Annotated in this window: 9 protein-coding genes; 6 read left to right on the top strand and 3 right to left on the bottom strand. The window is 65.4% G+C overall.

The features are described 5' to 3' along the window. Together PF446_RS02010 and PF446_RS02005 are read left to right on the top strand one after the other, a co-directional pair. On the top strand, window positions 1-534 hold a 534-nt coding region (locus PF446_RS02010), incomplete at its 5' end, for an NAD-binding protein (RefSeq protein ID WP_298069182.1). 52 nt (window positions 535-586) lie between these two features. After that, window positions 587-1225 (top strand): SDR family oxidoreductase, encoded by a 639-nt coding sequence (locus PF446_RS02005; protein ID WP_298069180.1) that lies wholly within the window; start codon window positions 587-589, stop codon window positions 1223-1225. A 495-nt stretch (window positions 1226-1720) separates the two neighbouring features. Here the strand turns inward: PF446_RS02005 and PF446_RS02000 are convergent, their stop codons facing one another. Next, the gene (locus tag PF446_RS02000; protein WP_298069178.1) at window positions 1721-2680 is read right to left on the bottom strand and encodes a cupin domain-containing protein; all 960 of its coding nucleotides are present in this window, start codon (window positions 2678-2680) and stop codon (window positions 1721-1723) included. A gap of 57 nt (window positions 2681-2737) precedes the next feature. Beyond that, on the bottom strand, window positions 2738-5128 hold the full coding sequence (ligA, locus tag PF446_RS01995; RefSeq protein ID WP_298069176.1) for an NAD-dependent DNA ligase LigA: 2391 nt from the start codon (window positions 5126-5128) through the stop codon (window positions 2738-2740). 111 nt (window positions 5129-5239) lie between these two features. Between ligA and PF446_RS01990 the strand changes: the two genes are divergently transcribed. The 3 genes from PF446_RS01990 to PF446_RS01980 all read left to right on the top strand — a co-directional run bounded on the left by PF446_RS01990 (window position 5240) and on the right by PF446_RS01980 (window position 9450). Then, window positions 5240-6676, top strand: a complete 1437-nt coding sequence (locus tag PF446_RS01990; protein WP_298069174.1) for a DHA2 family efflux MFS transporter permease subunit — start codon at window positions 5240-5242, stop codon at window positions 6674-6676. Window positions 6677-6779: 103 nt separating this feature from the next. Then, window positions 6780-8171 carry a sodium:proton antiporter NhaD gene (gene nhaD / locus PF446_RS01985; RefSeq protein ID WP_298069172.1) on the top strand — a complete coding sequence of 464 codons (1392 nt, stop codon included), beginning with the start codon at window positions 6780-6782 and terminating at the stop codon, window positions 8169-8171. A gap of 88 nt (window positions 8172-8259) precedes the next feature. Beyond that, entirely contained in the window at window positions 8260-9450 is a 1191-nt protein-coding gene (locus PF446_RS01980) for a cation:proton antiporter (RefSeq protein WP_298069170.1), read from the top strand. A gap of 35 nt (window positions 9451-9485) precedes the next feature. Here the strand turns inward: PF446_RS01980 and PF446_RS01975 are convergent, their stop codons facing one another. After that, window positions 9486-10910 carry a deoxyribodipyrimidine photo-lyase gene (locus tag PF446_RS01975; protein ID WP_298069168.1) on the bottom strand — a complete coding sequence of 475 codons (1425 nt, stop codon included), beginning with the start codon at window positions 10908-10910 and terminating at the stop codon, window positions 9486-9488. A 138-nt stretch (window positions 10911-11048) separates the two neighbouring features. On the opposite strand from PF446_RS01975, the gene PF446_RS01970 reads away from it, so the two are divergent. Then, window positions 11049-11615 (top strand): gamma-glutamylcyclotransferase, encoded by a 567-nt coding sequence (locus PF446_RS01970; RefSeq protein ID WP_298069166.1) that lies wholly within the window; start codon window positions 11049-11051, stop codon window positions 11613-11615. The last annotated feature ends 237 nt before the right edge of the window (window positions 11616-11852 follow it).

Below are 11852 nucleotides of genomic sequence, written 5' to 3'. Positions count from 1 at the left end.
GCACCGGTTTTCGGGCGACCGGACATGGCCGCCGCGGGCACCCTGAACGTGGTCGCTGCCGGTGACGCGCAGGCCCTGGAGACGATCAAGCCCGCACTGGAAGCCGTCAGCCAGAAAGTCTGGCCGGTCGGCAGCGAGCCGTATCACGCCAGCGTGGTCAAGATCGCTGGCAATTTCATGCTGGCCTCCGCCATCGAGAGCATGGCCGAGGCTTCGGCGCTGACCCGGGCGCATGGAGTGGGTGCTGCGGACTTCCTGGAAATCATGACGCAGACCCTGTTTGCCGCACCCGCCTACAAGGGCTACGGCAAGTTGATCGCCGAGTCGAGCTACACCCCGGCAGGATTTCCGGTACGACTGGGCTTCAAGGACGTGGGCCTGGCCCTGGAGGCCGGTGACGACTCGCGCGTGCCGATGCCTTTTGCCAACGCGGTCCGCCAGTCGCTGCTCGAAGCGCTGGCTGCAGACGAGGGCGATCTCGACTGGGCCTCCCTGGCGCAGGTCGCCGCACGCCGCGCGCATCTCAAGAGCTAGTTCCGCGCGCACCTGGCCCTTTCCAAATTTCTTCAAACCATGGGAGAAGCACATGCTTATACTCGTTGCCGGAGCCAACGGCCAGATCGGCCGCCAGCTCCTTCGCCGCATCAAACTCAGCCTAAACCACAGCCGCGCCATGATCCGTGATGCCGGACAATCCGATACCTTGCGCACACTGGGCGCAGACGAGACCATCGTTGCCGACCTCGAAGGCGACGTGCGCCCGGCAATGGAGGGCTGCGATGCCGTGGTCTTCACCGCCGGATCCGGCGGCCAGACCGGTCCGGAAAAGACCGATGCCGTGGATCGCGATGGCGCCATCGGTTTGATCGATGCCTGCAAGGATGCCGGCATCCAGCGCTTCGTGATGGTCTCGTCCATGGGAACCGACGACCCCGACAACGGGCCGGAAGGCCTGCGCCATTACCTGCAGGCAAAACAAGCCGCCGACAAACACCTGGCCGACAGCGGTCTGGACTACACCATCGTGCGTCCGGGGCGTCTCACGGACGACGTGGGCAGCGGCAAGGTGGCGGTGTCGAACAGCCTCGGGCGTTCAGGCAGTGTGCCGCGCGCGGACGTGGCCGCGGTGCTGATGGCCGTGTTGCAGGCACCGGAGACCGCCGGCATGACGTTCGAACTGCTGGCCGGGCAGACACCGGTGCGCGAGGCCATCGCCGCGTTGTAGCCGGTGCCCCGGATGCGCTTTGCTTATCCGGGCTACGGGTCTACGGGGTCGGGGACCTTCGGCGCGTGCAGTCCGTGACGCCGTAGCCCCGGATGCGTTTTGCTTATCCGGGCTACGGGGTTGGGGACCTTCGGCGCGTTGCAGTCCATGACGCCGTAGCCCGGACAAGGCCGCAGGCCGCCTCCGGGATGGCGCGCCAGGCGCGCCCTCGATGGCAAACCGGAGAACAAGCGCATCGACGAGTGCGTCCCGGATGCGCTTTGCTTATCCGGGCTACGGGGTCGGGGACCTTCGGCGCGTTGCAGTCGATGACGCCGTAGCCCGGACAAGGCCGAAGGCCGCCTCCGGGAGGGCGCGCCCGCGAGGGACAACCAGACGCATCAAGTGGGCGGGCACGGTCCGATCCTGCTGGAGAAATCCCCGGTCAGCTTACCCGAGCATGGTGAAGCAGGCGAGTTCCGCAATGGCCCCGCACGTGCATCCGAAGAGGCGCCCTCAGGACCGGTGCGCCGGCATCCACACTTCCAGGATTTCGCACGGCGTGACGGCCTCGAGGGCATGCTCCACGGTTGCGGGAACCAGACATGCATCGTCCGTCTCGAGCATGTGGAGCACCGGTCCCGGAGCCTGCAGGCACAGGCGTCCGGAGAGGACAAACAGGAACCGCATCCGATCATGGGCCAGCATGGGATCCGGTGCAGGCGTTCCGCGCACCTGCGTGCTGCGCAGGACACGAATACCGCCCCGCCCGCCGGTTGCAGCGGCGATTACGGTGTCCACCGACTTCCACCCGCCCTCGTAGAAAGATGACCAACATGCATCGGCGGCGACATGGCGCACGAAACGCTGGCCACCGAAGATGCGTTCCGGATGCACTCCGGGCGTGGGCAGGGACAGCTCATGATCGCGCCAGGTCTCGTGCTCGGCCGGACTGCCGACCTCGATAACCTCCAGGCCCGGCGAGGCTTCCAGCACGCGGTGCCGGATCGTTGGCGGCTGCAGCACGCAATCGCCGGACTGCATCGTGAACGGCGGTCCCTGGTCCTCGTACACCACGCGCACCCAGCCGCGCCGGCAGAAGATCATCTGGAAATCGACCCGGTGATAGTGCACGTAATCCGCCACCGGACCGCCATCGGGAATCCGGATGTGCGAAGCGATGAAGCGTCCATCCATGCGTCCGGGGACCAGATCGCGATAGTGCATGCCGGCGCGTCCAGCGCCCCATGCATCCGCGGACGAAGCACGGTGGATCCGGATGGAACCGGGATCACCGGATCCGTCCGGACCCGGCACCGGCGCGTTCGCAAGCCCGGATGCCTCGACACGCTCCAGGCGCAGTGTGATGCCGTAGCCCGACAGCGCTGCGACGCGCGGCGCATCGGCCGGCATGATCATGTCCAGGCGGAATTCCAGCTGCCGCGTGTAGAAATCCATCGCAGCATCCAGATCCATGCAGGGCACATGGATATACGTCCGATCCTGCCTGCTCGGGGCCCGGTCCATCGGAACCTACCCGCCGGAGTGCGCGGCGAAATAGTGCTGCAGTCGCGCCTCGTCCCAAACCTCGATGCCGAGCTTGCGCGCCTTTTCCAGCTTGGAGCCGGCCGCTTCGCCGGCGACCACGAAATCGGTGTTCCCGGACACGCTGCCGCTGACCTTGGCGCCGAGCGCCTCGAGCTTCTCGCGCGCCTCCTCCCGGGTCAGCGATGCAAGCGAACCTGTCAGGACCACCGTCTTTCCTGCCAGCGCAAGATCACCCTGGCCGCCGGAGGCAGCGGCGGCTTCGAGCAGTCGCTGCATGGTCCGTTCGGAGGCGCGCAGATCCTTCACGGCCTGCGCGTTGTCGAGGAAGCCCTGCAGGCTGCAGACTGCATTCTTCGGCAGGCCCGCGCTGCTCCAGTGATCGGGCCCGGCCTCGGTCAAAGCGTCGAGGGTAGGAAAGTGTTCGGCGAGCCGCCGGGCATTCGTGGGCCCCAGACCCGGGATGCCTACCTGGTTCAGCAGCACGGAAAAATCCAGGCGATCGCGCAGTTCGGCGGCGGGTACCGACGCGTCGCTGAAGGTGATGCCGGCGTTCAGCAGCGAAGCCACCACCTCGCGGTTGCCCGTCTGATGAAAGAAGGCCGCGATGGAGGCCGCGACCTCGTCCCCGATATCCGGCAACACGCGCAAGATATGGGCAGGCGTCGACGCTATAAATTCAATATTTCCCAACCACTTGGCGAGTGTTTTTGCCGTGCTTTCTCCGATATGCATGATGCCCAGGCCAAACAGGAACCGGGACAGCGTGGCCTGTTTGCTGGCGGCAATGGCCGCGACCAGGTTCTCGGCCCACTTGGTGGCGACCTTGCCGTTCCTGACGGTATCCGGCGTGGTGCCGTCGCGCTCTTCGCTGCGGCGCTTCATGTCGACGAAGGCCTCGACGTCGAGGCCGTAGAGGTCGGCCGGCGTGTGCACGATCTCCAGTTCCACCAGCGCGTCGACGTAACGCTCGCCCAGACCTTCGATATCCATCGCCCTGCGCGAGGCAAAATGGATCAGGGCCTCCTTGCGCTGCGCAGCACAGATCAGGCCACCGGTGCAGCGGTAGACCGCCTTGTCGTCCTCGCGCAGCAGTTCGGAGCCGCACTCCGGGCAGGTCGCCGGCATCTGCCAGGCCACGGTGTCGGGCGGGCGACGCTCGGGCACCACGCGCACCACCTCGGGAATCACGTCGCCGGCGCGGCGCACGATCACCGTGTCGCCCACGCGCACGTCCAGCCGTGCGACCTGGTCGGCGTTGTGCAACGTGGCGTGGGTCACGGTGACGCCGCCGACCTGCACCGGCTGCATCCGCGCGCGCGGCGTGGCCGCGCCGGTGCGCCCGATCTGGACCTCGATCTCGAGCAGTTCGGTCATCTGCTCCTGGGCCGGATACTTGTGCGCGATAGCCCATCGCGGTGCGCGCGAGACGAAGCCCATCTCGCGCTGGCCTTGGTAGTCGTCCAGCTTGTAGACCACCCCGTCGATGTCATACGGCAGCGTGTCACGCGCCTCGCCGATGCGGTGGAAGTAGGCGATCAGCCCCTCGAAGCCGCGCGTGGTGTCGACCAACGGCGAAACGGGAAAACCCCAGTCGCGCAGTTGCGCCAGGGTTCCTGAATGCGTCGACGGGAGGTCCCCGCCCTCGACCACGCCCACGGCATAGGCGAAGAAGCTCAGGCGACGGTGCGCGGTGACGGAGGGGTCGAGCTGGCGCAGCGAACCGGCAGCGCCATTGCGCGGATTGGCCAGCGGTTTCGCCCCGTGCTCGCGGGCCCATGCGTTGAAGGCCTCGAAGTCCTTGCGCAGCATGACCACCTCGCCGCGCACCTCGAGTATGTCCGGCCAGCCCGAGCCACGCAGGTGCAGCGGGATGGCACGCACCGTGCGCAGATTGGCGGTCACGTCCTCGCCGGTCTCGCCGTCGCCACGCGTGGCACCCTGCACGAACACGCCGTGCTCGTAGCGCAGGCTGATGGCCAGGCCGTCGAGTTTCGGCTCGACCGAGAATTTCGGGTCCGTGCGACCCAGGGTCTGATCGACGCGGCGCACAAAGTCGCCGATCTCGACAAACCGGGTGGCGTCGTCGTCGCCTTCCTGCTCGAAGGCATTGCCCAGCGAAAGCATGGGGATGGCATGCCGGACCTCGGCGAAGCCGCCCTCGGCGCGCGCGCCGACCTTGCGCGTGGGCGAGTCGTCGCGCACAAGGTCGGGGTGTTCGGACTCCAGCGCGTCCAGCTCGCGCAGCATGCGGTCGTACTCGGCATCCGGGATGTCCGGATCGTCGAGCACGTGGTAGCGGTAGTTGGCATCCTCCAGGCGCGCGCGCAGCGCGGCGGCGCGTTCGGCGGCATCCCGGGAAGGCGTGGCATTCGGCATCAAGCAGGCTCCTTGCTTCGTATGCGCAGTTTACCGGACACCGCACAGCCGTAGCCCGGATAAGCCAAGCGCATCCGGGATGGATCCATTGGACAGATACACTTGCACCCGATGAACGACGCGCCCACCCACACGCACGACGCCCTCGACGACCGCGAACCGATGGACCTGTCGCCCAAGGCCACCCGTCTGCTGCTGGCGCTGGTCGCGGCGGCGTTCTTCATGCAGACCCTGGATTCGACCATCGTCAACACCGCGGTACCGCCGATTGCGCAGGCGCTGGCCGTGACGCCGCTGTCGTTGAAGACCGCGCTGACCGCGTACGTGCTGACCCTGGCCGTGTGCATTCCCGCCAGCCCGTGGCTGGCCGACCGCTTCGGCACGCGGCGCGTCTTCGCCATTTCCATCAGCGTGTTCACGCTGGGCTCGCTGGCCTGCGGCCTGGCCCAGGACCTGCCGCAGCTGGTCGCCGCGCGCGTGCTGCAGGGCATGGGCGGCGCACTGCTGATGCCGGTCGGGCGCTACGTGCTGGTGCGCTCGTTCAGCCGCCGCGAATTCGTGTCGGCCATGAGCATGGTGGCCATCCCGGGCCTACTGGGTCCGGTGCTGGGGCCGGTGCTGGGCGGCTTCCTGTCCGAATACGTCAGCTGGCGGCTGATCTTCCTGATCAACCTGCCGGTGGGCCTGCTGGGTCTGTGGCTGAACCGCCGCGCCATGCCGGACATCCGTGGCCCCCGGCGACCGTTCGACTTCGCCGGGTTCATCCTTTTTGCGGTGGCCTCGGTGCTGTTGATGACAGCGGCGGAGAACGCCAGCAGCGGGTACAGCGGCCTGCGGGTCGCGATCCTCGCCGTCGCCGGGATCGTGTTCGCCGCCGTCTACATCGCCCATAGTCGGCGCACGCCGCATCCGGTGACCGAAATCGCCCTGCTGCGCCGTCGTACCTTCGCCATCGCGGTGGGCGGTGGTCTGTTCATGCGCCTGGCCACGGGCGGCATGTCGTTCCTTCTGGTGCTGTTCCTCCAGGTCGGTTGCGGCTGGTCGCCGTTCCGGGCCGGCCTGATCCTCGTGCCGCAGGCAGTCGGCATGATCGCCATGAAACCGCTTATTGACCGCGCCCTCACCCGTTTTGGCTACCGCCGCGTGCTGTTCACCAACACCTTGCTGGTCAGCGTGCTGCTGGCGTGCTTCGCACTGTTCGACCGCGGCACGCCGGCCGTGGCCATCGGTGCGCTGGTGTTCGTGTACGGCTTCGTGATGTCACTGCAGTACACCTCGATGAACACACTGGCCTATATCGATCTGGAATCCTCGCGCGCAGCGCAGGCCTCGTCGCTGATGTCTTCCACGCAATACCTCTCGGTCAGCTTCGGTATTGCGCTCTCGTCCCTACTGATGGCGGCTTTCGTCAACCAGCAGCATGTGGCCGACAGCTATGTCGGCGCCTTCCGGTTCACGGTGCTGATCCTGTCCATGTTCATCTTTGTGGCCGCGTTCATTTTCCGTCGCCTGCGCGACGATCGTCATCCGGACGTGCGCAGCACCTGAGGGGCTGACACCCGGAGCGGGTACAAGCTACCTTTGGCAATAGTGTCGCAATTGCTGCAGACAAGATTCCGATCGCGACTCCTCCAAACCCAAAGGACACCGCATGCGTTCATTGCTCGCTCTGCAGGCGCTCGCCAGCGAATCGTCGGCCGCCGCTTCGCCGGACGCCAATTTCCATCTCACGGGACACCCGATCGGATGGATTGCGCTGGCGCTGTTCGTGCTGGCCTACGCGGCGGTCATCGCCGAGGAACGCATCCGCATCGCGAAGTCCAAGCCGGTATTGCTGGCCGCGGCGCTGATCTGGGCGATGCTGGCCTGGAGGATCGGCGGCGATGGCGCAGGCGGCTCGGCGGTCAAGACCGTCTTCGAGAGCATGTTCCTTGAGTATGCCGAGCTGTTCTTCTTCCTGGTCGTGGCCATGACCTATGTGACGGCCATGGGCGAGCGCGGCATTTTCGAAGCCCTGCGTGCGCAGATCACGCGCCGGCATTTCAGCTTCCGGCAACTGTTCTGGATCACCGGTACCCTGGCCTTCTTCCTGTCGCCGATGCTGGACAACCTGACCACTGCGCTGGTGATGTCCGCGGTGGTTCTGGCGCTGGGCGCCGGCAACGCGCGCTTTATCACCCTGGCCATGATCAACCTGGTGGTGGCCGCCAATGCCGGCGGTGCCTGGAGCGCCTTTGGTGACATCACCACGCTGATGGTGTGGCAGGCGCACAAGGCCGAGTTCCTCGACTTCATCACGCTGCTGGCACCCGCACTGGTCAACTGGCTGGTGCCGGCGCTGCTGATGACGTTCGCGGTGCCGGCGGGTCGTCCCGAGGCGTCCTCAAAGGAAGCGCACATCAAGCACGGCGGCATCGGCATCTGCGTCAGCTTTGCGCTGACCATTGCCATCACCGTCATCGGAAAACAGTGGCTGCACATGCCGGCCGCCTACGGCATGCTGACCGGCCTGGCGCTGCTCAACCTGGTGGCCACGCGCATCGAGCGCAAACAACGTCACTATGCCCTGGCACAGGGTGTGGAGGACCAGGGCTATTCGATCTTCAAGATCATCGCCAACGCCGAGTGGGACACGCTGCTGTTCTTTTATGGTGTGTTCGCCTGTGTCGGCGGACTGGCCGCCATGGGGTACCTGGAGCTGGCCTCGAAGTATCTGTATGGCACGATCGGCTATACCCTGGCCAATACCGGCATGGGCGTGCTGTCGGCCGTGGTGGACAATATCCCGATCATGTTCGCGGTACTGAAGATGAACCCGCCCATGGGCCTGGGGCAGTGGCTGCTGATCACCCTGACCGCGGGTGTCGGCGGCAGCCTTCTTTCCGTCGGATCGGCAGCAGGTGTTGCCTTGATGGGCGTGTCGCGCGGCATGTACACGTTCCGCGAACATCTCAAATGGAGTTGGGCCATCGCCCTGGGTTTTGCCGCCAGCATCGGCCTGCACCTGTGGTTTGATTCGATGCACCTGTTCGGTATCTCCTGAAGCCTGGATTTCCACTCGCGACGATGCGAAGCCGGTCAAGCAATTCCTGTAGCATCGGCGTCCATCGCCCCTATGCAATGAGCGTTCGATGCATCACGCCAGCGACATCCTGCTCGCTCTGTTCGTCATCTTCCTGGCCGCGCAGGTCGGCGCCGAGATCGCGCAGCGCCTGAACATGCCCGGCGTGGTCGGCGAGATTGCGGCTGGCTGCGTGATCGGTCCTTCAGTGCTGGGCTGGATCGTTCCGGAACAGATCATGCCCGGCACCCCGCTCGACGCCCTGGCTGAGATCGGGGTGGTGCTGCTGCTGTTCTCGGTGGGCCTGGAAACACGGCTGGATGAGCTGAAAAAGGTCGGCAAGAGCGCCTTTGCGGTCGGCTTGCTTGGAGTCATCATTCCATTCGGCGCGGGCGTGCTCTGGGCGCACGGCTCGGGCTTTGAATGGATCAAGTCAATGTTCGTGGCGGCCGCGTTCGTGGCCACGTCCGCGGGCATCACCGCACGCGTGCTGCAGGAACTGGGCGTGCTGCAGCACACCGAAAGCCGCGTGATCCTGGGTGCGGCGGTGATCGACGACATCCTGGCCATGCTGCTGCTGGGCGTGGTCTCCTCGCTGCAGGGCGGCGGCCAGATCAACATCCAGTCGCTATTGCTGACATTGCTGGGCGCGATCGGCTTCCTCGGCGTGTTCGGCTGGGCCGGCACGCACTTCGCGCGACGACGATCGCACTGGCTGGACAAACCGCTCAGCTCGCACTCGCCACTGACCCTCGTGCTGGCGCTGTGCCTGGGCCTGGCGTTCCTGTCCACGCGTTTCGGACTGGCCGCGATCATCGGCGCTTTCCTGGCCGGCATGATCGCCTCGGAAACCCGTCAGCGGGAAATGCTCGAGCATCGCATGCAACCGCTGCTGGCCCTGCTGACGCCGTTTTTCTTCGTGATCACCGGGGCCAAGATGGATCTGCATGCCCTGGCCAGCTGGGATGCCCTTTGGATGCTGCTGGTGGTGACCGTGATCGCCATCGTGTCCAAGCTGGTCGGCGGTTTCCTGGGCGCCCTGGCCTTGGGTCGGCGGGGGGCGCTGATCGTCGGCTTCGGCATGGTGCCACGCGGCGAGGTGGGCGTGGTGATCGCCGCGTTGGGACTGGCCGCGGGCGTGTTCAGTGCTCAGGTCTATGCGGTGATCGTGGCGATGTCGCTGCTCACCGCCGTGGTCACGCCACCAGTACTCTCGCTCCTGCTCAAGCGCGAGCATCCCCCCGAAAAAACCGACCCCTGACGACCCATGCGTACCATGGTTTGGAGCAGGCGGGGTCAGGATTCTTCCTGCATTCGGATGTGCTGGTAGCCGTCGAGGGCACGGCCGCGGGAGGTCTTGAGATCAAGCATCGGTTCGGGATAGCCGCACGATGAAGGGTAACCCTCCTGTTTCCATGGCTCGTGGACCAGATCCTTCGGCGCCTCGCTCAGCTCCGGCACCCAGCGGCGAATGTACGCGCCGTCCTTGTCGAACCGCTGCGACTGCGTGACCGGATTGAAGATGCGGAAATACGGTGCCGCATCCACGCCGCTGCCGGCCACCCACTGCCAGCCCAGGCTGTTGCTGGCCAGGTCCGCGTCCACCAGGGTGTCCCAGAACCAGTGCGCACCATGCAGCCAATGCTGACGCATGTTCTTGGTCAGCCAGCTGGCCACGATCATGCGCACACGATTGTGCATCCAGCCGGTGGCCCACAACTCGCGCATGCCGGCATCGACAATCGGGATGCCGGTGCTGCCTCGCTGCCATCGACCCAAGGCATCGCCATCCTCGACCCATGGATAACGATCAAAACGCGGATCCATGTTGCGCACTGCAGTATGGGGAAAGTGGTACAGGACGTGGTGCGCAAAATCGCGCCAACCCAGCTCGCGCAGGAACGGCTCGGCGGCCTCCATCGAGACAACCTTGTCCGTGCCGGCATGACGACGCAGCCAGTGCAGCACCTGGCGCGGCGTGATCTCGCCGAAATGCAGGTGTGGCGAGAGGCGTGAGGTCCCGTTGCAGGCAGGCCGGTCGCGCAGGCTTTGGTAAGCACCAAGCGCATCTCCGGCGAACAGCTCCAACGCCTCGAAGGCACCCTGCGCGCCGGGCGTCCAGTGCGCATCAAACCCCTTGGCCCAATCCCGACGCGGCAGCAGACCCAGCTCTTCCAGCACCACGCCGCCCTCGACCTGGGCCATGCGCATCGGGGAAGGCGCAGGCACGGGGATCTCTTCGCCCAGCTGCGCGCGCAGATTGCGCCAGAAGGGTGTGAACACGCGATAGGGCTCGTCCTTGCGCGTCAGCACCTGCCATGGACTGCGCCACAGCGAGGCATCGAAACTGGCCACATGCAGGCCGCGACCGCGCAATGTCTTCTTGATGATGGCGTCGCGCTGGACAGGCGCCGGCTCGTACAGGCGATTCCAGTAGACCGCCTCGGCGCCGCTGGAGTCTGCCAGCGCACACAGCGTGTCCAGGCTATCCCCCTGGCACAGGTGCAGGCGTCCAGCGTGCCGCTGCAGTTGCTGATCGAGCGCCTCCAGCGAATGGTGCAACCACCAGAAACTGGCCGCGCCGGGCGCCCATGCGCCCTGCTCCAGCGGCGCATGGATGTACACCGCAAGCACCCGGTCGTGGTTGCGCGTGGCTGCGGCGAGCGCGGGGTTGTCGGCCAGCCGAAGGTCACGGCGCAGCCATACGATGGCAAGTCCCATGGGTCTAGTTTGTATGCAGATCGATGCTTGATCCAGTGTTCATGGAACCGGATCCTTGTCTCGGCATGCCCCCGATCGACGTAACGCCATGATCGGATGGGGTTGAGCTTGGCGTCATCGCCCGCATTATTTTTTGTCATGTCCCATGACACCATCCAGCAGAACAAGATGCGACAGGACCTGAGCGGGCACGAAAGTGTCTGGCTGTTCGGGTACGGCTCGTTGATCTACAAGGCCGACTTTCCCTATCTGGAACGCCGGCACGCGCGCATCCGCGGTTGGGTACGCCGCTTCTGGCAGGGATCGCATGATCATCGCGGCACCCCGCAATCACCGGGACGCGTGGTCACGCTCGTCCCCGAGCCCGATGCGGTGTGCGCCGGCATGGCCTATCGCGTGTCTCCGGAAGTATTCGCGCACCTGGACGTGCGCGAAAAGAACGGCTACCTGCGTTTCACCACCGATTTCGCCTTCGCCGATGGTGATCATGCCGACGGACTGGTGTATATCGCCGAACAAGACAATGCCGCATGGCTCGGCCCCGCCACTGCAAAACAGATCGCACGGCATATCGCCTCCTCGCACGGACCCAGCGGAGCCAATCGCGAGTATCTGCTGCGCCTGGCCGAGTCCCTGCGTGAACTGGGCGAGGAGGATCCGCATGTGTTCGCCATCGAACGCGAACTTCGCGCCCTGGACGACTGAACACCCGCACAAGGTCTCCACCCTGGGGTAAACTGCGATCACAAGCTGAATGCGACAAGCGCCTGGCCGGATGGGCAATCCCGACCGTCACGTTTCGTTCCGTTTATTGCTTTACCCAGGTGCAGGCCACCGCGGGCTCGTTTTCTCCAGGAGCGTTACATGCAGGGTTACCGCATGCGCGTGCTCGATCTCGAGATCGATGGACAGGCCTACCATGTCCACGCCTTGAGCGACTTG

Source organism: Oleiagrimonas sp. (genome assembly GCF_027858935.1).
In the GTDB taxonomy this organism is placed as follows: domain Bacteria; phylum Pseudomonadota; class Gammaproteobacteria; order Xanthomonadales; family Rhodanobacteraceae; genus Oleiagrimonas.
This window is presented reverse-complemented; position numbering and strand designations above follow the sequence as displayed.

Bases quoted from the DNA above. Each gene is read 5' to 3' on its own strand.
- PF446_RS02005 (WP_298069180.1), top strand. From the start codon at position 587: ATGCTTATACTCGTTGCCGGAGCCAACGGCCAGATCGGCCGCCAGCTC.
- PF446_RS02000 (WP_298069178.1), bottom strand. From the start codon at position 2,680: ATGGATCTGGATGCTGCGATGGATTTCTACACGCGGCAGCTGGAATTC.
- ligA (WP_298069176.1), bottom strand. From the start codon at position 5,128: ATGCCGAATGCCACGCCTTCCCGGGATGCCGCCGAACGCGCCGCCGCG.
- PF446_RS01990 (WP_298069174.1), top strand. From the start codon at position 5,240: ATGAACGACGCGCCCACCCACACGCACGACGCCCTCGACGACCGCGAA.
- nhaD (WP_298069172.1), top strand. From the start codon at position 6,780: ATGCGTTCATTGCTCGCTCTGCAGGCGCTCGCCAGCGAATCGTCGGCC.
- PF446_RS01980 (WP_298069170.1), top strand. From the start codon at position 8,260: ATGCATCACGCCAGCGACATCCTGCTCGCTCTGTTCGTCATCTTCCTG.
- PF446_RS01975 (WP_298069168.1), bottom strand. From the start codon at position 10,910: ATGGGACTTGCCATCGTATGGCTGCGCCGTGACCTTCGGCTGGCCGAC.
- PF446_RS01970 (WP_298069166.1), top strand. From the start codon at position 11,049: ATGTCCCATGACACCATCCAGCAGAACAAGATGCGACAGGACCTGAGC.